At 42.5% G+C, this 25,195-nt stretch carries 11 protein-coding genes; 1 reads left to right on the top strand and 10 read right to left on the bottom strand.

What is annotated here, in order from left to right; all coding sequences use genetic code 11:
* Window positions 1–38: 38 nt before the first annotated feature.
* The 7 genes from MKY99_RS03550 to MKY99_RS03520 form a co-directional block, all read right to left on the bottom strand.
* On the bottom strand, window positions 39–6,041 hold the full coding sequence (locus MKY99_RS03550; protein WP_339268688.1) for an S-layer homology domain-containing protein: 6,003 nt from the start codon (window positions 6,039–6,041) through the stop codon (window positions 39–41).
* Window positions 6,042–6,431: 390 nt separating this feature from the next.
* Window positions 6,432–7,826 (bottom strand): thioether cross-link-forming SCIFF peptide maturase, encoded by a 1,395-nt coding sequence (gene scfB, locus MKY99_RS03545; RefSeq protein WP_339268686.1) that lies wholly within the window; start codon window positions 7,824–7,826, stop codon window positions 6,432–6,434.
* A 122-nt stretch (window positions 7,827–7,948) separates the two neighbouring features.
* Window positions 7,949–8,098 carry a six-cysteine ranthipeptide SCIFF gene (gene scfA, locus MKY99_RS03540; RefSeq protein ID WP_076098734.1) on the bottom strand — a complete coding sequence of 50 codons (150 nt, stop codon included), beginning with the start codon at window positions 8,096–8,098 and terminating at the stop codon, window positions 7,949–7,951.
* Between the two features lie 484 nt (window positions 8,099–8,582).
* On the bottom strand, window positions 8,583–9,155 hold the full coding sequence (locus MKY99_RS03535; protein ID WP_339268684.1) for a hypothetical protein: 573 nt from the start codon (window positions 9,153–9,155) through the stop codon (window positions 8,583–8,585).
* Window positions 9,156–9,436: 281 nt separating this feature from the next.
* A complete protein-coding gene (locus MKY99_RS03530; protein WP_339268682.1) occupies window positions 9,437–12,457 on the bottom strand; it encodes a DUF4855 domain-containing protein in 3,021 nt (1,006 codons plus the stop codon).
* Between the two features lie 403 nt (window positions 12,458–12,860).
* Window positions 12,861–13,649, bottom strand: coding sequence for a response regulator (locus MKY99_RS03525; RefSeq protein ID WP_175618971.1), 789 nt, complete (start codon window positions 13,647–13,649; stop codon window positions 12,861–12,863).
* Window positions 13,618–15,255 carry a sensor histidine kinase gene (locus MKY99_RS03520; RefSeq protein ID WP_339268680.1) on the bottom strand — a complete coding sequence of 546 codons (1,638 nt, stop codon included), beginning with the start codon at window positions 15,253–15,255 and terminating at the stop codon, window positions 13,618–13,620. The genes MKY99_RS03525 and MKY99_RS03520 overlap by 32 nt, the downstream gene beginning before the upstream one ends.
* 224 nt (window positions 15,256–15,479) lie before the next feature.
* On the opposite strand from MKY99_RS03520, the gene MKY99_RS03515 reads away from it, so the two are divergent.
* On the top strand, window positions 15,480–17,270 hold the full coding sequence (locus MKY99_RS03515; protein WP_042184809.1) for a flavocytochrome c: 1,791 nt from the start codon (window positions 15,480–15,482) through the stop codon (window positions 17,268–17,270).
* A 709-nt stretch (window positions 17,271–17,979) separates the two neighbouring features.
* Here MKY99_RS03515 and MKY99_RS03510 read toward each other — a convergent pair.
* The 3 genes from MKY99_RS03510 to MKY99_RS03500 form a co-directional block, all read right to left on the bottom strand.
* Complete coding sequence (locus MKY99_RS03510; protein WP_339268678.1) at window positions 17,980–20,910, bottom strand: SIR2 family protein; 2,931 nt, start codon at window positions 20,908–20,910, stop codon at window positions 17,980–17,982.
* A gap of 616 nt (window positions 20,911–21,526) precedes the next feature.
* A complete protein-coding gene (locus MKY99_RS03505; RefSeq protein WP_042184807.1) occupies window positions 21,527–21,958 on the bottom strand; it encodes a hypothetical protein in 432 nt (143 codons plus the stop codon).
* Between the two features lie 24 nt (window positions 21,959–21,982).
* The gene (locus MKY99_RS03500; protein ID WP_042184805.1) at window positions 21,983–25,195 is read right to left on the bottom strand and encodes a helicase-related protein; all 3,213 of its coding nucleotides are present in this window, start codon (window positions 25,193–25,195) and stop codon (window positions 21,983–21,985) included.

Genomic DNA, 25,195 nt, shown 5'->3' with positions numbered 1-25,195 from the left:
CCCTAAGCTGAATCCGCCTCTCCATTTTTCATCATGATCTAATCAATAAGCCCCGACTTCTGCAACAGCCGCTGAATCAGAACTGCCACTTCCGCGCGGGTGACATTCGCCTTTGCCTCCAGCTTATTATCGCCACGGCCGCTGATCAAACCAGCTTTGGCTGCAAGCGCCAAACTATCCTTAGCCCAGACACCTATGTTGCCTGCATCTGTAAAGGTAGCAAGTACGCTTGTCGCATCCACTGTTCCAGTCTGGTCCGCAAGGCTAGTTAACTTCATCGCTTTGGCGATAATGTTCATGGCTTGCTCGCGAGTTATTGGAGCATCCGGCTGGAATGTCCCGTCCTCAAAACCAGTGATCAGACCGTACTCGGATGCCGTTTCAACCGCACCTGCATACCAGCTATTCGCTGGCACATCTGCAAATGCTGTCTTCCCTTCTCCAAGCTTCAGTCCCAGACCGCGTACAATAATCGCTGCGAACTCTGCCCGGGTGATATCTGCATTCGGGTTGAACGTCGTTTGGTTCATTCCATTAATTACTAGACGAGATCCCATATCGTTCACTGCGTCCTTCGCCCAATGATTCTCCACATCCGCAAAAGTCAGCGGATGCCAGATCACGGAATACGAACTGTTCGTCACACTCTTAATAACTGCGTAGTATTTGCCGTCCTTCAGAACGAATCTGGTCGGAACATGGCGCACTGTGCCATCTGGCTCCACAACGACTCCAGTCGTAATCCGATTCGGAGCAATACCACCTGGAAGTGCCACTATCCGCTCTACGTAAGCATTGAACTGACTTACTTCCACTGTCGATGTACCGTAAGTAGCGGTAACAGTGAAATCTAGTGACGGTGCAACGAGTGTAAAGCCACCTCTGCTTGCCGCACCCGCCACTACCTGGTTCATGGATGCTGAGGATTCGCTGATCGTAATCTTCAGTGTGATATCTTCCAGCTTCAAGCCGCTTCCAAGTTTTTTAGCTAACGCATCAATATTGATTTCGTCGGCTGGCAAAGTATAAGTACCTTTGCTTGTCTGAAACACTAGAGTAGCCGATGCGTTCTCCATGTTCTTAATGATTTGACCATTTAACTCAGCGACGATGATGTTGGAATCCTGCTTCACCGGAACGGTCACCACCGCCCCATTACCTTCCGCGTCCAGCTTCGCTTGGAGTTTAGCTGGGTCAACGACGATAATAGTTGTTGCCACGTTTCCTAAGGCCGTTGTTGTTGCTTTGCCCGCGTTCTCTTCCTTACCGTTAACAAGGACGATCACATCGGTAATGACTGTGTTCGCATTACCGGGGGTTGTTCCGCTATTCGAGTTTCCTCCGGTTCCTGGGCGGACCGGATCAGTACCAGGTGTTACGGTATCAGCTGCCACAGCTGCTGTTGCACTACCGTATTTCACCACCTTGCTGTCAGCATCTACCTCTGCAATACCAATCGTATCCCCATTGGCCGCAGGAACCAATCCTTCACTGCCTACAAGCGTGTATCCATTCAGGACATCCCCCACATTTGGTACGACGATGCTACCAGCGCCAAAGTTCTTATAAAAGAGCTTATGTCCTTCAGCCAGTGCAGGCGTAACGGTGATTTGCGTATAGCCGTTATTGGCCGAGCCACTTGGATCGATGGCAATCACGTTCAAGCCACCCGCAGGGTTAAGCATATTAATTGTAAAGGTCAGCGTAGTTGCCGGTCCCGCCGGAACGGACCCGCTAGCTACCACCCGTACCTTAACAATGTGCTCACCACTCAAGTCTGGGGAGTTAGTTCCGTCGTACCGTACGTATGGTCCGTCGTCCACTGAAAATTCCATACTTGTGTCCAGACCAACAATCGTATTGTTCAGATCATCAGCCGTGACTTCAGGCGCGGACGGAATGACCGCATTCGAGTCATGAACGATAACCTGAGCAGCAATAGAAGCGAATGCTGTTGCCGTTGCCTTTTCCCGAACATAATACGTGTCCGGCGCAAGGTCAGTAATCATTGTGTTTGTAACTTCTGTCCAAAGACCAGTGCTGCCTATTTTGTATTCCATTTGGACTGTCAGATTCTGAATGGTACCGTTATTAGCCCCATTGTACGTTACATCCGTAACAGTCACACCTACCGGAGCCGCTGCACGAGATGGAATGCTTAACGTCTGTACCGCACTGTCCGTTGTTGTTGAACCGTCACCTTTCTTAAGGATGCTCAGTGACGTTCCCAACCAACTGCTATCTATTTCCAGCTTGCCATCTACTGACACCGTAATCGCTGTATCGTTTACCATGTATGAGCCACTCGGTGTCAGGCCTGCCAACTGTTCAGTAGCATAGTCGATGACGGCCACTGGTGTCGCTTCTGGTATTTTCGTGAATGCCGATACCGTCACTTGCACCGAAGCCGAGGTAAATGCCGTCGTTGTTGCTTTTGTCCGGACATAATACGTGTCTGGAGTAAGCCCCGTCACGCTTGTACCAGGTACATCTGTCCATGCACCTGCTGTACCTTTTTTGTATTCCATTGCAGTAGTAACATTGATGAGCGTACCATCGTTTGTGTTCAATCCCGTTTCACCCGTAGCTGTCACACCAATCGGCGCCACTGAACGGGACGGAATGCTTAGCGTCTGCGCCGCGCTATCCGTTGTCGTCGAGCTGTTGCCCTTCTTCACGATGCTTAGCGATATTCCTATCCAACTACTATTAATGTCCAGCTTACCATCTGCTGTCGCCGTAACCGCTGAACCATTTACCGTGTACGAGCCACTTGGCGTCAAGCCTTTCAACTGCTCTGCCACATAATCAATGACGGCTGTTGGTGTCGCTTCCGGTGTTGGCACGAACGTAGCTACCGTCACGCTCTTCGATTCTGACGCAAATGCCGTCGCCGTCGCTTTCGTCCGTACATGGTACGTGTCTGGAGTTAATCCTGTTACGGTTGTGCCCGACACATCTATCCATGCCCCTGCTGTGCCCTTCTTGTATTCCAACGCGTTTGTTACGTTCGTCAATTTGCCATCGTTGGCATTTATCGCCGTTTCATCCGTCGCCGTTACACCAGTCGGCACCCCTGAACGGGACGGAATGCTTAACGTCTGCGCCGCACTATCCGTTGTCGTCGAGCCATTGCCTTTCTTCACAATACTTAGCGACGTTCCCAACCAACTGTTACCAATAACTAATTGTCCACTAGCTGTCGCTGTTGCCAAATCCCCGTTTACTGTGTACGAGCTGTTTGGCGTGAGACCTGTCAATTGTTCAGCCGAATAATCAATAACAGCTGTCGGTGCCACTTCCGGTGTTGCTACAAAAGCAACCACCGCTACTTGCACTGAAGCTGACGCAAATGCCGCCCCAGTCGCTTTCGTCCGCACATGGTACGTGTCCGGAGTTAGTCCCGTTACGGTTACACCCGTCACATCCTTCCATGCACCTGCCGCACCCTTCTTGTATTCCATCTCGGTTGTCACGTTCGTCAATGTACCATTATTAGCATTTATCGCCATTTCGTCTGTCGCCGTCACACCTATCGGCGCCCCTGGACGGATCGGAATGCTTAGCGTCTGCGCTGTGCTATCCGTTGTCGTAGAACTATTGCCCTTCTTCACGATGCTCAATGACGTCCCCAACCAAATGCTATCAATAGCTAGCTTGCCATCAGCTGTCGCTGTTAGCGAAGCCCCGTTTACCGTGTACGAGCCGCTTGCCGTTAAACCTGTTAACTGCTCAGCCGCATAATCAATGGTGGCTACCGGTGCCGCTTCCGGCGTTGGCACAAACGTAGCCACCGTCACGATCTTCGCTTCTGAAGCAAATGCCGTAGTCGTCGCTTTCGTCCGCACATAATACGTGTCCGGAAAAAGTCCCGTTACGGTTACACCTGCTACACTCGTCCATACACCTGCTGTACCTTTCTTGAATTCCATCTCGGTTGTCACGTTCGTCAATGTACCATTGTTAGCACTAATCTCCGTTTCATCCGTCGCTATCACACCAGTCGGCGCCTCTGCACGTGGCGGAATGCTTAGCGTCTGCGCCGCGCTATCCAATGTCGTCGAGGCATTGCCTTTTTTCACGATGCTCAGCGACGTATCCAACCAACCACTGTTAATGGCCAGCTTACCATCTGTTGTCGCTGTTACTGCCGTACCGTTCACCGTATACGAGCCGTTTGGCACCAGACCGGTTAACTGCTCTGCCGTATAATCAATGATGGCTGCCGGTGTCACTTCCGGTGTTGCCACAAACGTAGCCACCGTCACGCTCTTCGCTTCTGACGCAAACGCCGTCACCGTCGCTTTTGTCCGGACATAGTACATGTCCGGATCAAGTCTCGTTACGGTTGCACCTGAAATATTCGTCCAAGTACCCGCCACACCCTTCTTATACTCCATCGCAGTTGTTACGTTAGTCAATGTACCATCGTTAGCACTTATCGCCGTTTCATTCGTCGCCGTTACACCAGTCGGTGCCCCTGGACGGAATGGAATAGTCAGCGTTTGTGCCGGGCTATCCGTTGTCGACGAGCCATCGCCTTTCTTCACGATGCTCACTGACGTTCCCAACCAGCTGCTGTCTATAGCCAGCTTACCATCCGCTGTCACCGTTACCGCTGTACCGTTGTTAACCGAGTAGGCGCTGTTTGGCGTCAGTCCGGTCAGTTGCTCAGCCGCATAGTCAATGATAGCCGCTGGTGCCGGAGCTCCCGTCTCAAATATTTTAGCGGTTATTCTATAATGATCAGCATCCGTATTATCGGTTGTCACCAAGACAAGCTTGTCACCAAAGGTGGGATACAATTTGAAGCTTGGATAATATTCCACAGCGTACATCCAAGTGGCTTCATTGAAACCCTGCATAGCCACCGGAGCGGAATCCACCGGCTGATCCGATGTAAAGACTAAGTTACCGTCATTGTCATAATAATTCAGGTAAGCATACTGCGTTCCCGACCATTCTTTAAAGTTGTTGTACGCATCATTGATGGCATTGGTAGAAGTGGGGTCCGTACTTACGGTTACAAAGCCCGGGTTTGCACCACCCCTATAAATAGCAGCCGAAGATTCGCCTAGAGAGCCACTTACTGTAAAATCACCCTTACTCGTACCGTTCTTATCATATAAAGAAACCATTGATGAGTCGTTTCTATAGTTATATTGGCTGAACATGAAATTCCCGTTGTTCAACGTGGATAGAAACAGCTGTTTTTCATCCGTTCTTATTCCTTTATTAATCGTATTTAACAGAGTCCCACTATTACTGAATATTTTCAGATAAACAGTATCCGTCTGGGGTCCTACTCCTGAATTGTAAGCAACCATATATACACCGTCTCCAGCGGATACATTAGACATGCTCGCATTATGGGAAACCAGAAGTGTTTCTCCCGAAACTGGGTTACCCTCAACAGTGAACACACGCGTAGCCGTGCTAATATTGTCGTTCCGTTGCCAGGAAAAAACTATATTGCCGTCAGACAATTCCGTTATAGAGACAAAGCGCGTGAGTGCCGGGGTACTGGTGGCAGAGTATGTATTAATCTGTGTCTGACCGACCACCTTTTGTCCTGACTGGTTTAGCACCATGAAATAGGCATTGGGAGTACTCTCCCTAACGGTTCCCAATTGCAAATTGTTATCGCCGCTGTCGCTTTTATGGTAAGTAATCAGAATCCTTCCATCACTTAGCGCAAGCATATTCACATCAATCATTTGGTAATAGGTATCCATTAAGTTACTTAGAGGAACATCCGCTTTAGGAGCTCCCGTGCTGTCAAAAATCTTCAAAAAATAAGTATAAACGTAGGAATTACTTTGATAAGCGAATGTGTTCAACACTACTGCGGTACTTCCGTCAGGAAGAACATCAACATCAGAAACATTCTTACCCGAGGCGTTTGTAACTGGAGGCTGAATGGGAAAATCCACCGTTTTGGTGAATGAGGGTGTGGCAGCGTATGCCCGGAGTGAAATCATCGGCAGCAGCCCAATGACCAAAATAAATGCCAATCCAATCTTGCCTAACTTTTTTAACATCGCTTTCCTCCTTGTCGAATGACTATTCATATAATTGTTAACGCTTCCGTAATTGCAGTTACTACAGAAAAGAAGATTTCTATCCTATTATATCGACATTTACTAGAAAATAGTTTATTTTTCGACAAAAAAATACGCTAAATCACGAATTTAATATGACTTTAGTCATATATATTTGTGTTCAAAGAAAACATCATGGATTCGCACATAAAAAAAGCCCTCTCTGTCTATTAAACAGATTAGGCCGTCACATTTTGAATTCCTCATCCTGATTGCCCATGGAGAAGACGATCTATGATCATAGTTCTAGTTAATACAAAAAAACCGAGAAAGGCACTTTATTTAAAAGTGTCTATTTCTCGGTTAGAGTTTTTTCGTCCGTTACGTTAACTAGCTAGGTTGCCCTTCCATCGCTCTAATAGATTCATCAACCTTCACCATCATGGAACATTCGACTCTTTTGCGGAAGACGTCACAGCTGAAGTCATAGGTTCCGACCAGGGAACCCGTTGCGTGCAGCGCATTGGCAGGACAACCACCGCTGCAGTAGAGTTTCGCCCAGCAGTCCTTGCATTCCGGCTTCGAGTAGCAGTTGCTCTCTTGGAATTGACATTGCAGCTCAGGTTGTGTGATCCCATCCCAGAGGTTTCCCATGCTATATTCTTCATCCCCGACGAATTGGTGGCAAGGAAAAAGCTCTCCCCAGGGGGTGACAGCAAGATATTCGGTTCCTGAACCACAGCCAGTGATTCTCTTCTGGATGCAAGGTCCTTCCGAGAGGTCAAGCATGTAGTGATAAAAGGTAAACCCTTTACCTTGTTCACCGCGACCGATCATTTCCTTGGCAAGAATTTCGTACTGGTTGTATATCTCCGGGAGATCTTCCTCGGTAAGTGCATAGGGTTCCTTTGGATCACAGATGACTGGTTCCATCGAGATCTTGTCAAAACCAAGGTCTGCGATATGAAATATATCGTTGGTGAAATCGACATTGTTACGAGTGTAGGTTCCTCGAACATAGTACTCTTGGTCCCCGCGCTTACGAACGAATTCCTTGAACTTCGGAACAATATGATCGTAGCTGCCTTTTCCGTTAACCGTTTGGCGAAGCCGGTCATGAACCTCTTTTCTTCCATCCAGGCTTAATACGACATTGTACATTTCCTGATTTAAAAACTCGGTGACCTCATCGTTCAGCAGCATTCCGTTCGTCGTGAAGGTGAAGCGGAACTTCTTTTTGTATTCTTGTTCTTTGCTTCTTGCATAAGCTACGATCTGTTTAACCACTTTCCAAGCCAAAAGCGGCTCCCCGCCAAAAAAGTCGATGTCCAGGTTTCGATGATGACCCGAATTTTCAAGCAGGTAATCGATAGCTTTTTGTCCAACCTCATAGCTCATGATTGCCCTATCTCCGTTGTATTTCCCTTGGCTAGCGAAGCAATAGTCGCATGATAGATTACAGGTATGCGCAACATTAAGACAGAGCGCCTTAACATAAGTTTTTCGTTTTTTCAAATCAAGCGAGAGGTTCTCATACTCATCTTTTGTAAAAAGCTGACCATCATTTATAAGCTCCTCGATATCCACGATGGTTTCTCGAATGTCACTCTCGGAAATGCTGGAATCATGCTTATATTTCTCTAACATCATTGTCACGATTTGGTCGACAGAAGTTTTCTCATAATCCGCTATAATTTCATATGCTAGGTCATCAACAACATGCACCGAGCCACTGTAGGTATCGAGCACGATATTGTATCCGTTTAGTTTATATTGATGAATCATACTTACTAATCAAGCTCCTTTTGCACACAAGTAGAAACGGCTTGGCCATCCTTTAGGGATAGTATCCATTTCTTAAAAATAGCCGCCCATCAGCAGAGCAATGGGCGGTAAAATTCCGAATCCTATCTGTTCATTGCATTTTCACACTTCTGGTTTGCAACGCCGCAGGAAGTTTTACAAGCGGACTGGCAAGATGTCTGGCATGCGCCGCATCCGCCGTGTTTTGCGGTATCCATCAGTTTGCGGGTGCTCAGTGTTACGATTCTTTTCACGATAAATAACTCCTTCTGTAATTTCTTGTGATCACTTTCACTTAATTTCCATGGAACATCGTAGCAACCTCACGCAAATACGTCTATGATTCCCGTCACCTAGCTGAGCAGAGAGGGCTTAAACATAAGCATCAACGTTAATTTTCGTGCAGTCTTTCATGCTCGTGATCGTAGGATGCCATAGCGGGAACCAGAGTCAGAGCAATGCTAAAAAAGTGACCAAAGAAACAAAAAAGAGACGGCAATGATGCCATCTCTTCAATAACGATTTTTCCTCATACTTGTCCGTAAAGTCCAATAAATATAAGGATTTCATAACACTGTATCCTTCCTTACCAGTAGAGCGACACTCTCCGATTCCATATGCACCATATGCGAACATCCCTCTCATTATCATGGCTATTGTTATGGTGGGAAGAAGTCGCGTAGAATTAGGGATTTTTGTAGAGAGTGTTTCTTGAATATTCAATGAAGTTATTTATTTTTATAATGTACTACGCCTTAGTTCATAAAAATATTGCACAATTGGATGCTTTAACTTCATCTTCTCGCTCATGTTTAAAATTCGCTTTTTCCCAACTCGTCTGTCCACTAAAGCTAGAATATTCAATAAGATATCGTCGCTTTCTAAGCTCTCCTCTATGGAAATAGATAAATACTTAGTAGCTATAACAATAAAGTTCGATTTACTTAATGATGTCTGTGCTGACAAAAGCTCCTTTGCAACTTCTGATATTTTTTTTCTGCTTCTTGCAATGACTATTAGCCGATCCTCCGGGATGATCCCCTTACTATCTTTTCTAACCGCTTCAATGTCTTCATGGTTGATAGGAATTTGAAGATCTGAATCATTCTTAATCTCCTGCTCCGTCTGATACCATCTAATTGAGCTAGTTCTATCATTCATATTAAGTACGTTCTTTTTATCTACCGAAATATAACAATTCCCTGATTTATCAGGTAAATAACGGTAACTACTTGCGCGATATTCAACCCTGCCGTATAACGCAGGACAGAGAAAACTCTCCAGTTGTTGCTTCAATTTGCTCCAGGACATGTATCCTCCTATGTTTTATGTTATAAATACCTGTTGAGGCAGTCGTTCTATTATACAATACATAATACAATCCCACTAAAACCTGAATAATATCTTGATACTGTACATAGAAACAAGCCGATTAGGTATAGACCCCGTGGTCTGGTACCTAATCGGCTTGTTATGTTACGCCTCAAACGTTCTTACTTCAGTTATTAGTCTTACTCGGACAGATAATTCGATAACCGGTACAGGAAGTTTCAGCGCGGATCGTATTACTGCTTGGATGGATTATTTCTCCATTACTTATCGTGACCTTTACCCGGGTTTTCTTTTGAGTATTCAAAGGTCACTTTTACAGGCTCGCTCATATAGCCAGTCGATAGATACGCCTCATTGGTTCCTTTTAAATTACCCGTAAGTTTGAATGTGAATTGAAAGCTTCCCGCGACTGTACTCTTCGTCTCATCTTCGAGATGAACCTTGCCTTTCGAATCAAGCACCTTCAACTTCACATTTGTAAGGACGCCATTCATCAGCAATCCATCAATCGTTACTTTTTTCGCTTCCTCGTCAACCTTTACTTGTATGCCCTCAATGCCCTTCACGTCTACAGCGCTCGAGAGGTTATAGACACCAAACTCGTAGATGGAATATCCGTAATCGGTTGCTCTTTTTATGCCTTGTAACTTCATGTATCTTGCCTTGACCGGGTTGAACTGAATCGTTTCTTTGCCATCATGCGCGGTAATAATTCCGTCATTTGGCATGACATTGATCCAGTTCTGCTTATCGTTTGACACAAGAAGTTTGTATTTATCGGCACGAGCATATTCCCAATCGATTCGAACCGTATCCATTTCCTTCACTTCATCGAGATCGACCAGGAACCAAGTATTGTCCACGTATTCACTCGCCCATCTTGAAGCAGGGAATCCATCGACGGCTTTAGCCGGTGCATAATTCACATTATTGCCTTCGGTCGACGAAGCTTCTACCGTTTTATTCTGCGCCAAATTGCCTATTAGGTAATAGACGCTTTCCTTCAGCATATTGTACGCCTCATCTTTTATCGTACCCGCCTTCTTGAATTCATCCAGCTTTGCGTTAAAGCCTTGGAGATACTTGGTGACTTGCGCTGCATCTTTCCCTTCATAGCGCTTCATCATTTCCAAATAGTTGTTCAAAGAACGCACCGTTGCAGAATTCGTAAATTGCTTCGCTTGTTCGAAGCGCTCGACTAACGCTTTCATACCAGATGCATTCGTCGTTGTTTCGATAACATATGACTTTATCACCATACGCCCCGCCGTAACGGTAATGTTAAGCTCATGCTTGCCAAGCTTGCCTGCAAGTGGAATAACGGTACCTGCTGTATAAGGCTTGCCGTCATACGTCGCCGTCACTTTCGTCAGACCATCATCCGTTCTAAGCTTCCATGTAAAGGCTACGGATTCTGAATCGGGCAGCCTCATCCCGCTCTGGAACGGCTTGTCGTTCATCTGCACGTCTACCTCGGAAGGCGGAGCCTCGTTGACCTGATACGTTCCTTTAACAAATTGATACAGCCAGTCGTAAAGAACGCGTGTCGCTGGATCATTACTTACCGCGGTGTTATAGACTGCATTGTTGCCTTGGTAATACGATTTGAAGCCATCCTTCATGAGCCCTGTCTTCGCACCGCTGTTCAAGTAATCGATATACCGCTCGCGGAACACGCCGTCCGTCAGCATCCGATCATCGAACTCGAGTTCATTGGACATGCCATACTGCTTCGCCAGATTCGCAGAATCCTCCAAGCGCTCGATATCCGTCGGCTCGAAGAAGTAGTTCGGTTGGATCGTCACCGCATCGAAGCCGACATCCTTCCACATGAACGCTTTATAAGCGAAGAAGTGCGGAATCCAGAAGAACTTCAGGTCCTTGCCGCTAATTTGCATGTCATGCAGGGTGCTGCTCACCGAACGGATCAGATCCGGTCCGGATTGGCTTGTGCTGATTTGCTCTTCGAACCAGTACATACCTACAAGCTCGAGGTTAGCATAACCTTTTGCTTCCCATCTCGATTTGACTTGCTGCAGCCACCATTGAACTGCTTTTTCACGGTTCGCAAGGGCTTTCTCTTTGCCAACGGAATCATTAAAGTTCAGCGATTCTCCACCTTGTTCAATAGCTCCGAAATTAGTGATCGATTCACCTGGATCCGGAATCATGAGGACAACCTTTTCCTTCACGCCAGACTCGTTCAGCGCATCGGATACTTCCTTAGCCGCTGCGTTTAACGCATCCATATCACCGCCTACCGCAAAGGTCTTATCCAGATACCATTGCCAATCTTCCAGATAAGCCCGCCCGCCGAAATCACGACCTGGATTTGGAGAGTTAATGCCAAGATACAGGACGCCGTCGAAGAGTCGATCCTTAATCTTGCCGTCCTTATCGACATAACTAATGTTCGGAATGATCCGTTCTTTCGTCCAGAAGCCTAAGTCATTCGCATATTGCCCGTTATACAAAAGTCCAAGATGCTCTATACCCGCTGTCGCTTCGCCTGCCGCCAAGAATTTCGGCGTATGCGTTGGAACAGTTACGGCTCCGGCAACTTTGCCCTCTTCACCGAGGATTTCAATCTCATCCACGAAGGTCATTGCACGCGTATGCATTGTGAATGTTACTTTCACGTACCGAGCATACGCGATTTTCGCATCTGGGCCGATCGCTTTAATACCGTCCTTGCTGCCATCCCACACATAGGTCTCCGTGTATTTACCATCATTCCACAGCTTCTGCGTGGCATTGTCTTTGAGCAGTCCCCAGTTCACCTTGTCATCGGAGACGTACATCGATACCGTGAGTGGCACGAGTACATTGTTCGTTGGCCAATCTTCGAGGAAATTGGCTTTAATACCCGTGAGTGATTTCTTCGCCCCCAAATCAAACACAACTTCGCGTGTTTTACCCAAATGATGTCCAACCCATGCTACGTTGGATCTATTGCTTGCCCCATATATACCATCCGTAAGTTTGTTGCCTTCATCCGGATAGGAAGCTTCCGGCTCTTGCGACCACTCATAAGATAAGCCTGCTGCAAGATTGTGATATACCGCCCCATACACTGACGCAATAACACCCTCCGCACCCGCTCCCGGTAGGTCTGATGGAATCGTCACCTCGACCGGATAGGCTTCGCCCGGCGGGTTCGCTGGTGTCTGTTCCTCTGTCTGTGTAGGCGGCAGCGCCTCTTCCGCTTGCGCGATCGGCATCATCGTTACGATCATGATCGCAACCATGACGAGAGCTACCCATTGTCTACTCCTCTTCATATCGTACGAACTCCCTTCTGATTCTTGAGTCAAGAAACATCAATCTCCTAAATGGTATGCGCTTCCATTTCAGCTTACCTCGATGCTCTTTCCTCCCTTCCGAGATTCCGACACGTCATAGAAGCTTATAACATATGTCAATGTCCTTATAGTAACATTATGAAAAGTGGCCTTTCTTTCAAATAGATAATTAATGACATTGGGTATACACTTGTTGACATGAAGGCCTTCACGTCGCGTCTTTATAGGTATAAAGATAGCGCTTACCTCCTTAGGTCCTACCTATTTTCTATCAATGTCCTCTAAGCAATCCGCCAAATAAAAAACGCAACCCCCTCGAGGTTGCGTCGTGTTTATATATGGTGGCGCCTAATTGCTGCGGCGTTTCTACTAACTTGATACCCTATCCATAACCGAACGGATGCTTTTTGTACTCTAAGGGGCTTGAACCGACTCTATTTTTGAACACACGACTAAAATAGTACTGGCTCTTATACCCTACCTTCACGGCCAGATCCCCGATTTTGATATTCGGCATAACGTCATCCAGAATCTCCTTCGCCTTCGATATCCGAAGCTCGGTGACATAGTCAAGGAATGAAGCACCAATTTCTTGCTTCATACGCTTGCTAAGATAGGTTTGGTTGATATGAAATAGTGCTGCTACTCGAGTAATAGACAGCTCCGGATCCTGATAATGACTGTCAATATACTCGGTCACTTTTTGGATAAGCACTGTTCCATCCCCTGTATACCCGGGAAGCCCCAGCTCCTTATCCACCCTGCTTTCATGTGAATGCAAAGGATATTTTGCCTGAAGATGCTCATCGATCCTATGAAGCAACTTGTTCAGATCACTCTTCGGCACAGGTTTTAATACATAATCGAATGCTTGCAGTTGCACGGCTTGACGCGCATATTCAAAGTTATCGTAGCCGCTGATGATGACAACCAGAACCGACGGGCAGCGTTCGCGCAATATATTTATCAGATCGAGCCCATTCATATTCGGCATGTTGATGTCCACAAGACATACATGTGGTGGGGCTTCCTCCACCATATTCAATGCTTCGTTTGCACTTTTCGCTTCTCCTGCAACTTCAAAAAGATACGAACTCTCCTCAATGTATTGTCGCAAGCCTTTGCGAATGATCGTTTCATCATCGACGATGACAATCTTCCACATCTTCATTCCACTCCCCTTCCAAAGGTATTCGAATGACCATAACGGTAATGCCATCTTCGCTCTTCACTGCAAGGCCATATGGCACCCCGTAAGCTAGTCGAATGCGATGGTTTACACTGTATAGCCCAAAGCCTGTGGCAGAACGATCATATTTATCATCAAGAAGGGCTTGATTCATCTGTTCAAGCTTCTCTTCAGGAATCATAACCCCATTATTTTCAACCTTAATGACCAAATAATCGACCTGTTTATATGCTGTAATCGAAATTTTGCATTTTTGATCCCCAAGTGGCTTAATCCCGTGATAAATCGCATTTTCCACCAAAGGCTGCAGCATGAAGCGAACGACTTGGCACTGAGCAAGCTTTTCATCATATCGAAGCTCGTAGTCCAGAATTTCCTCATATCGCACGCCTTGAATATGAAGATAACTCTCGACATGGTACAACTCCTGATCAAGCAGAATGTAGGGACTGCCTGTGCCTAGCCCTAATCGGAAATACGCGCTAAGCGCTTCCACCATCTCCACCACATTGTCTGCTCCATGTTCCATTGCCATCCACTGGATCGTATCCAATGTGTTATATAAAAAGTGCGGCTTGATCTGCTCATGAATCAGTCTGAGCTCCATCTCCTTTCGGTCCTGCTCCACAGCGTATAAATCAACAAGCATGTCATTGAAGCTTCGCCCAAGATCGCCGATCTCATCCGAGCGCGTAACATCTGCTCGTATGGTTTGGTTGCCGTTCTGCACATTTTCCATTACCTGGCGAAGCGACTGAATTGGACGAATAATGGAAGAAGCAAGCAGCATCAGAAAGACAATAAACGCACTACCGATAAGAACGCCTACCAGCAATGCAGTCCGCTGGGTTTTGATCACCGCTAGCGATAGACTTGAATTCGGTACTTCGAGTACTAGCTTCCAGCCTTCCACATTTTGAATTGGAGCCTCAAATACACTCATGTTCTTCTTATCTGCTGCATCCTCCGCTCCATCTCCTTCACCCAGCTCTCTGCAATCGATGATAAGCTGGCCTGACTGGTCATATAGCATTACATCTTGAGCAATCTCCTTCATCTTCTTGACGGAGACGGCTGCGGCAATATAAGCTACCTCATCATTCACCGATGGATTCACGCGGTAGAGAATGACGACGATTTCAACTGCATTCGCTTTGGATACGATCGGATTACTCACCACATAATTGGAATCTGAATTTAGCAGTTGTTTTCGATAGTAGGGTCGGTTTAGTATCGAAAAAGGCTTGTCCTTTGCTGACCAGGAATTTCCGTGAATATCCACCACTCGTATGGATTCGTACTCTACTCGCTTCTTCGCCTCAAACTTATCGATCTCTTGCAGCAATTCATCTCGTGTCCACTGATGGTCCGAAGCTAGAGAAGCAAGCATGTCTATCTCACCGATGCGCTGATTAAACCAATAATCGATCTGGTCGCTGCGTGCATTAACCACTTGCTGCGTTAAGTTCTTATTCAAAGGGACAACCGTATGGTTCATCTCCAAATATATTGTTACAAGCAATGCAATGAACAGCAGCAAGAAGCAGCTTCCTGCGATTAACGTAATTTTTAAGTGAATTGATCTCATTGTAATCATAGCCCTTCACAATATCCGTTTCTTACATGCCCGAAAAAGACAAAAAAACGCTAATCTGTGCAAATACATAATGCAGTACTAAATCTATAATAGGTCTTGTGCATATTTTCACATGAAATAACATTCATGTCTAGGCTAGAGATAAAGGATTTGCCTAGCAAATCTTCCTCTCCCTAATGTATGTAACCAATTCACAACAGAATGAAGGAGATATTATGCGAACTCACACGAAAAAGCTGTTATCTATTCTACTAGTCCTCAGTCTTATGTTCACGCTTGCTGCCTGCGGCGGTAAAGACGCAGCACCCGCTGCAGATGCAAACGGAGTTCAAGTCTTTGAAGGAGTTGGGCAAGGTAAACATGGCGATATTAAAGTACAAGTTTCCTTATTAGATAACAAGATCACTGACATTAAAGTAACAGAGCATAAGGAAAATGAAGTACTTGCAGAACCTGTTTATACGCAGCTCAAGCAAGATGTCATGGCAACTAACAGCGCAAAAGTTGATGCCATTAGCGGATCTACGGTTACAAGCAAAGGATATCTTGAAGCCATTCAAGATGCAATTACGAAGTCTGGACTTACCCTTGTCGCTGGCGCTGCAGTCAGTGGAAACAAAGACAAAGAAGAAGCCGAGCAAACCTATGATGTTGTCGTCATCGGTGCCGGGGGTGCTGGCTTTAGTGCGGCTATCGAAGCGAAGAGCGCTGGAGCAAATGTAGTTCTGCTCGAGAAAATGCCAGCTGTTGGCGGCAACACATTGATCTCCGGTGGTGAGATGAATGCGCCTGACAACTGGGTTGAACGTGCTCTTGGCATCACAGATGACACGGCTGAATTATTCTATAATGATACGATGAAGGGCGGAGACAACCTCGGGGATCCAAAGATGGTTCGTATTCTTGCCGACAATGCTCTAACATCTGCCGAATGGCTGCGCGATGAGATCAAGGTAGAGTTCTTACCTGATCATCTGTTCCAATTTGGAGGCCATTCCAGAAAACGTGCGTTGATTCCTGTAGGTCATACAGGGGTTGAATTGATTACCAAGTTAAAAGCCAAAACAGACGCTGATCAAATCACGATCAAAACGAATATGAAAGCCGAAACCTTGCTGAAGGATGAAAGCGGCAAAGTAACCGGTGTAACTGCGACTTCGGGTACTGGCGACAAGATCACATTCCATGCGAACAAAGGCGTCATCATAGCTACCGGTGGTTTTGGATCCAATGTAGAGATGCGTAAAAAGTATAACCCTAAAATGGATGAAAAATATATGTCTACCGATACACCAGGATCTACAGGTGACGGTATCGTTATGGCAGAAACGATTGGCGCCAAACTGACAAATATGGAGAGTATTCAAACGTATCCAATCTGTAATCCTGAGACAGGTGTTATTTCCCTGGTTGCAGACTCCCGCTTCGATGGTGCGATCCTGATTAACCAAGAAGGCAAGCGCTTCGTTGAGGAATTAGAACGTCGTGACGTTATTTCTAAAGCAATTCTTGCTCAAACGGGCGGATATACGTATCAATTATGGAATCAAGGCATTGAGGATATCGGTAAAACGATCGAAGTTCATCAGGACGAATACGATCAACTCGTTAAACAAGGCTTGCTCTTTAAAGCCGATACGATTGAAGAGGCGGCTGATTTCTTCAAAATTGACGTGAACACTTTGAAAGAAACGATTAATAAAGTAAATGATTATGCGAAAACAGGTAAAGACCTTGATTTCAAACATCGCGGTGGATTGAAATCTCTTGAAAAAGGCCCTTACTACATCGAAAAAGCTGTACCATCCGTTCACCATACAATGGGCGGCTTGGTGATCGACGAGAAGACTCGCGTATTGAATGAAAAAGGCGAAGTCATCCCTGGGCTGTTCGCTGCAGGTGAAGTAACAGGGGTCATTCATGGTGCAAACCGTCTTGGCGGTAATGCCATCGCTGATATCTTCACATTCGGCCGGATTGCAGGCAAACAAGTTGTAGCAGAGTAATCTTATTTTTATGTAACTGCTCTATTAATAAATTAGTCTTAAAAACGTGCAAGATAGTTTGTAGAGTGCAGGTTGACTGATAACTTTCAAGTTGCCCTCTATGACATAGCAAACCGCCCTGTCAGCAACATTGCGAACAGGGCGGTTTTTTATGGTGGAGCTAGGGGCTACGCTCGTCTAACTCGCGGCTCTTTTATCGTTCTCCGTTAGTGGAATTAATATTGTCCATTTCTTTCCTGGTACTATCACTAGAACTATAGCAATTATTTAGTGTCTACTTGACAAGGGTTCCTCACCAACAAAGCTACCGATTCTACGTGTACTGTATGCGGGAACATGGGCTACTTGGTTCTCATTCGCCATGGTGGTCTACAACCTTGATCTATAAGGGTTTTCTTCATTATAGTATAGTTCTGTTTGGATACGGTACACTTGGAATTGATAGCTTTCGTCCCCAATTCGTCCCCGTGAAAGACAGTTTCTTGCGTTCAACCGTTCAGGTACAGTGAAGTTTCTTACATCAGTCCATCCATAACATTATGTGCTTTTTGACTCTTTTCTTGAGTTTTAAGTCCCACTATTCAAAAATATCATTCCTATAAATCCAGTTACAAATGATACGTTCACAGTGTTCGTGGTCGAGCGGAGGTCAAGAAATTTAATAGTCAATAAAATTCATGTGTGGAGACGGAGAAAGGAATATAACAGCTTAGTGTACTTCTATTACCTGCTCAACCCCTGAAACTTTTAGTACATTATTCATAAAGGTTTCCCACTTTTCTGAGATTATCCGATTAAATTCTTCTTTTACTTTATATTTATTTAAATTTTCATCATACATGTAAAGTATATCATCGGTATATTTTACAAACTTATACGCATTTTCTAAATTGCCCCATCTATTAATAACAAAATTCCAAAAGTCACTTTCATAACTTTGAGGGGCAAACACTGAACTTGTCAAAAAAGATGTTATCTCTTTAGTAATACCCTCAAATAACTCAGTATAATAAATATTTATTTGCTCTTCAAAATGTTCTAAATAAACCTTCAAACCACTAGAGTTATCTTCAATTTTGACCATTGTATCAATTATGCTTTTCTTAGTGCTGCTAATCAAATAATCTAAGTTCCCCCTTATAAGATTTGCTGCTCTTAAATAAATATTGATATCCCTGTAGTAATATATTCCAAATCTATTATTTATAGCTCTTAATGTGGAGGCGTAATGTGACTCCAAAAAAGCTTTATATTCCACTAAAAATCTTTCTGTGGTTTTTTCCGCTAATTCATATGGAGATATATCCATTTTTATTTTTATTTCATTGTGTATTTTTTCAATCTTTTCACTATCACCATCACTTAAATAATTATTTCTTTTTAATACTTCTAGTTGATTCTCAATCAAAATAACTTGATTCATAAGATTATTTTCTCTTTTTTCAATAATTGAATCTAAATTACCAAATATCTCATTTCTATCATCTTCTATACTGGGTTTAGCAATTGTTGAAATCAATCCTTCATCGTCTTTGCGAATGTGTTTATAAGCATCATAGAACAATAAATTCTCAATATCAAAATTTATATTTCCTTCGATGAATTTGTTTTCTATTTGTTTTTTTCTTATTTTCGTCCCTTTTTCTTCATTGCCTGTTGCACCGGACATATTTAATTGTTCAGGTTTTCTAGGTAAAACCATCATGCATACTTTACTTCTCAAGTAGGAATTTGAGTTAGTTGTTTTAAAACTATTTACAAGAAATTCATAAATCAACTTTGAAGGTGCAGGATTGAATCTATCTAGAAATATGCACAGGGTATTATCAGATTTAATAAAGCTTTCAAGATCATCCCTATCCACACTTTCCATTCCTTTGGTATCTATTATAGAATTGATTCTATTTAATTTATTGAGGTCTAATATTTCTTTGTCGATATAGATGTATGTTTTTTGGGGTATCGAAAACCTATCCAATTCACCATCATTCAATTTCTTAGTAACATCCTTTAACCATTCCTTTAAACTCTGTTTGGTAGTTTTCTCATTATATATAATCTCAATCTTATTTCTATCTTTTAAATTAATATTCGCTTCTATGGTTTTATTAAAATCATCTTTCTCCCCTATAAAGTTCTCAGTAAATTCATCGAATTTTTCATCACTAGTGAATCCAGCCATATTCCTAATAACTCTATCTAATTCTGCATCTAATTGTACAGTTGCTTGGTTATCAGACTTATTGTTTTTTTTACTCTTATGCTTATTCCAATAGAAGTCGCAAAATTGTTCTATATCATGTTTTACATCTTTATAATCTTTAGGCTCAATTCGTATTGTTACATTTGAACTTTGGCTACCGAGTATCCTTACTTCTCCAAGTGTTGTTCGCCCAGATGAGGTAGGAAGCAATGGCAAATCATGAATATTCTCACCAATATCGATATCTTTTATAAGATTGAATAAATTACAAATTGCTGTTGTTTTTCCGCATCCAATTTCGCCTATGAAAACCACATCATATTTATCAACACTTAAGATTTTCTCAACTTTTTCAAGTCTTCTTATCATATATGACAACGAATTCAATTTTAAGGCTTTTGATAGATTATTAGATTCATGTTGAATAATATCATTTTCATAGTTCAAACTCTTCTTAAGAGTTCCAATTTTCTTTAAAATCCCATGCTTTGTATTATGCTGTTTCTGTATATTTATTTTATCATTAAGTATTTCCTTTTCACCTTCAACAAGATTGGCTTCCGATGCTATATCTTTTAATATACTTCTTATTTCTCCAGCATGTGAAGAATATTTAGAATTATAAGGGATTGTTTCTATATTATATGTACATTTCAACCATTCGATTTGCTCCTTAGAAGGGTTATCAAGTAATATAAAATGCTTTGTATTAAAAAATTGGTTTATATCTTTAAGTATCCTTTGTATAAAGATATCATTAAAAGAAAACCCAAGAAATATAAATGTCTTTGTTCCTGTTAATAATGAGAATAATTGATCATATTTTTTATCATTATATAATTTACTGTATGTTTCTTCAGTAATTACAACACTCTCTTGCTGTGAAATATTCCCATGAAGATGGAATATTTTTTTCTCTCCATCATTTAACAAAGTATTTTGAGTATTTCCGCTAAAATCTTTCAAATTGGTTGGAATGTAGCTACTTGTAAGAAATTTATTTAGTGCGTGATCATAATTTGTAGTTAAATAAATATCGAAATTCATCCGAGCTAAGTCTGAGTAATTATGGCTTTCTCCGTCAATTTGAAGATTAATTTTTTCTTTAATTGATTTACAAATATATTCCTGGATATCTGAATCTGTCCTATTTGCATACTTTTTTATTGCTCTTATTGCTTCCCAGTAATCGTCTTTTGATAATTCCAATTGAATCATTTCTTGAAAACCCGTAAAACCTTTGACTTCAAATAATTTTGCATAATCAGAAATTAATTCACCCCAATTAGGAAGACCAAAAGGGATTGAAAGACCTGCACCGATAAACGGAACTAATTTATTATTAACATACAATTCTTGCAGTTGACTTATAAAAAAACTTTGACTCATTTCGCCACCCCAATTTTTAAGTAAAGTTAAAATATATGTATTTTCCACCCTGTAAACAGGTAAATAATACCACACTTTCGTCGTGTTTTGCTAAGAAATGTGCAATATCAATGGAAATTGTCGAAGAAAATAAACAACTTGCTATCCCCTCTCATCAGAGTTAACATACACTCGAACAATGGGAGGTGATGGCTTTGTCTCAGAGTGACTTCCCACAATTGTTTAAACAAATATAAGCTTAAGATTTGATGAACACGCGAATACTTCAGCTTTAACTAAATCCATGAAAAAAGAAGCCTCCCAAAAGTTCATTGAACTCATGAGAAACCTCTAACCACCTTACCTTACGTGGAGAAAATGTAGGAAAACTACATTTTCAAAGCTCGTCTTACATCATGCCGCACATGATACATCACTGGTTTTTTGGGATGTAATTCAGCACCCCTAAATTTACCATATTACACCAATAACATAAATTAACAAAATAGTATGGAATCCAATAATAGAAAGTCAGTCACTTTTAATAAAATATTTTTACACCTATCTATATTACATTCCAAATGGATATATGTTACCAAACAGGTGCCCAGTTCTTCCGATGAAAATCCTATTGATATTTTATTAAGTGGCTCTGGGGTATTTGGGACTTAGCCCTGCTATCCTTCTAAAAATCCTTTATAAAAGTCGCGTATTCTTCTTGATTCATGGACCTATAGTCTTCTAGGTTCTGTGATAGGTCATGAACATGAAATACCGTTAAATCATTGTCATGAATAACATAATACGCTGGGCAATTTACTCCTGCAGCTAATTTAATTATTATTTCCCTTTCAACGTAAGTTCTTCTCCAGATATATTTTTTTGCATTTATAATATGTTTTTCATTATTAAGCCTTCCAGTTACAGCCACTATAGCGACGATTCCCCTGTCCTTTCTATACTCGACAAAGTCTATATCGAGTGTGAGATACTTTGAGCCGAGGCTTCTATGCCACAAGCTATATTCAGTAGTCCTTTCGCCAGTATGCTCCCCTTTAACATTTTGATGATCTCTTGGTGTAAATTTACTAGGGTCAATTGAATTATCATGTTCCATTTCTTCTTCTCCTTTAGTATAATTTTATACCAAAAATATTAATCCAAGCTTCTTTTCCTCTATGCAATTACCAGATTTCACTACATATATGTACGTTTTATCTTGAATTTCTTTAAGATCCTCATGGTAGTCTTCAGACGGCCAATACTTCTCATCATTAGTAACAATAATATATCTAGACTCCCCGTTGAATCGTTCACTGTAAAAATCCACAAGTGAAAACGGATGAAACACTCTGATGATGCCGCGGCCATTTTTTCGTTCATACTCTTCGATAATATCTCTGTAATCAACAGAGATCACCCGTTGCGGTTTTCCCCTAGGGACAATTTCAAGTTGAGCGATCCTTTTGGGTGGCTTCATTCCTATATTCTTTTGCCTTTGAACTAAAGCTAACCTTCGTTCCTTACGCATCTCAACATCAATCAAATTGGCATCAACTTGATTAATTAATGCACCATTCTTATTTTCTTTGTTTTCTTGCTCGTACTTTGTACGCTTCTCAATTAGATCGTCAATTTGTTTTTTAAACGTTTTGTCTAAATAGCTCATTACTCGATTTAATTGCGCTTCACGCTTACTACGAACCTCATCCCTTAATTCCATTGCTGTTTTCACCGCGGCGGTACGAAAAGAACTATCTATTAACTCACTTAATGCAGTAAGTTCTCCGACGAATCCTTCTTGAAACAACCAATATTGATCTAACCTAAGTAATGATTCATCTTGACGCTTAGCAAGAAAGATTAGTTCATCAGCCAACTCACTTCCTGTACCGTCCGTAATACTGTTTAGATAAACTTCAACTGATAATGGCTCATTTACCGGATAATAAACCATAAAACGTTCTAGTGCCATTTTTTCGTTTTCTCTACGCGTAAGAATCATCCCTAATTTACACAAAGGATGATCTTCAGATATAATATCTATTCCTTCCTTAACATAGTCCTGAAAAGAAGTGAATCGTATTGCCTCTTCTAATTGATATAAGGGAAGGCGGTTGTTCTTTGATATATCCCGTATATATTTAGGCAATCGCTCAATTCGTTTAACCTTCTCATTCTGAGTTTGATGAATACGAACATTACATTTTTTCAGGATATGCTCTGTAAAGGGGCCATAATTGCGTGCCGGTAATTTTTTGACAGTCATATCATGCTGTTCTCTTCGCATCTTAGGTAAATCAAATATATCATCAGAAAGCCTTTCCTTTTCAACCTCTTCAAGCAGCTTTTTGTGTTCTTCCGATAGTTTTCGTTCCATGGACGCGATTATATCATCTAACTTCTCACGATGAATAACGGCAGCCTGCATTAAAGAAGCTAAATCATTGAAATCCCCATCAACTATTTCCCCGATGAAATCATAAACAAGATCCGCACCTAAGTCTTCTCTCATTCGTTCCATTTTTTCAAGCAGACGAATCATGACATCGCCTTCTCGAGTATTAGAGGCAACTAGGTTAAATACTGCTACTTCGTTTTTTTGACCAATCCGATGAATACGCCCCATTCTTTGTTCCAGTTTGTTGGGGTTCCAAGGAATATCATAATTGATCATCTGATTACAGAATTGAAGATTTATTGACTCTCCACCGGCATCTGTGGCCAACATAATCTGACAATTATTACGGAACAGATCGACCTGTCTTCTACGTTCATCCATAGAAAGTCTTCCAACAATCTTAGATATCAGAGGCACACGAGTTATTAATCGCTTCTCCAAAAAATCAAGCGTATCTGCTGATTCTGTAAAAATTAAGATCTTCTCTCCTTGATTCAGTAACCCATTCCAACCAAACAATGTTTGTTCCAACTCGTCATACTTTCGTTCTGCTGCATTTCCCTTTAAGTATGATGTTTTCCTTACAAGTCGCTCTAATTCATTTATCTCAATTCGCAACTCCTCTGGATCGAGGTTATCGGTGGCACTTTCAAGTTCATCCTCTAATAACTCTTGCGTTTCTAAAGATTCGTCCTCATACTCTTCCCTATCGAATTCTTCTTTATCTTTTGTCTGTTTTTTCTTACTTACCATCGTATCTTCTAATAATTTGATCAACCGATCTCTGCGCCGTTTGAGAGATAGATCAATGGCATTAACAGAAGAACTTAACCTTCTTTGAAGTAGCATCATTGCAAATGCTGTGCTATTACTACCTGTGTTCATAGCGCGATTAAAGTATAGTCGAACATATTCTGTGACAGCCTCGTAAAGATCGAGCTCGTCTTCTGACAATGTGTATTGAATGGTTCGTGTGGTTCGCTTGGGGAATAGTGGTGTACCATCAAAGTTTTTGAGGCTCTCCTTTAACCTACGAATGATAAAAGGATTCGCCTTTTCACGAAGCGACTCCGTTGCCGACAGGTTAGAGAAAATATCATCATCTACTAGACGCATAAGATGCCTGAAATTTTCCATATCACCTTTATGAGGAGTTGCGGTTAACAAGACACAATGCTTGGCTTGTCGTAGTACTGCTTCACCTAGATGATATAGTCTCGTTTTTGATGTTTTCTTTTTCGTTATACCATGAGTGTACGCTGCCATTTTGTGGGCTTCATCCACTATGACAAGATCAAAATCCGCTTCATTTACCAAGCTCTTCACATCATCGCGAGCTGCCCAATAGATGGATGTAAGACAAAAATCATGTTCTATGAATGGATTCTTAGAACCGTAGTGTTTCATTACAGATCGATTGATGATGAAGAAATCCTCATTAAATTTCTCTTGAAGCTCTTCCTGCCATTGTTTAAGAACTAATGGCGGAACCAGAATTAAAATCCTATCCACACTTCCACGTGCCTTAAGCTCTTTAATAAGCATTCCTGACATTATTGTTTTACCAGCGCCTGGATCATCCGCGAGTAAAAATCGCACCTGGGGCATCTGTAACATCCGACTATATACTGCCTCAATCTGATGAGGCAACGGGATTAAATTCTTATTGCCAAGGGTCTGCTTAGCAGAATATTTCCCATTCACTAATAATGCATGATAACGCAAGTAATGTTGAAGATCGCTTGAAGTCATTTGATGGCTGGTATTACTTCGCTCAAATAATCTTTGCAAGGTTGCTAGCTCAACCTCATCCAACATTAACTCATAATATCGATTGGAATCCCGCCCTAGTGCTGCAATTGAGTAAAAGCCTTCATCGAAGGCTTCTACTTTTTTTATCTCAACCGATTCCGGAAACTGGGCTCCTTGAACAATCTCACCAACTTTAATCAT

It is taken from the genome of Paenibacillus sp. FSL R5-0470, from assembly GCF_037975205.1.
Taxonomy (GTDB): Bacteria; Bacillota; Bacilli; order Paenibacillales; family Paenibacillaceae; genus Paenibacillus_AQ.
The sequence above is the reverse complement of the archived record's forward strand: the minus strand, read 5'-3'. Positions and strand labels throughout refer to the sequence as shown.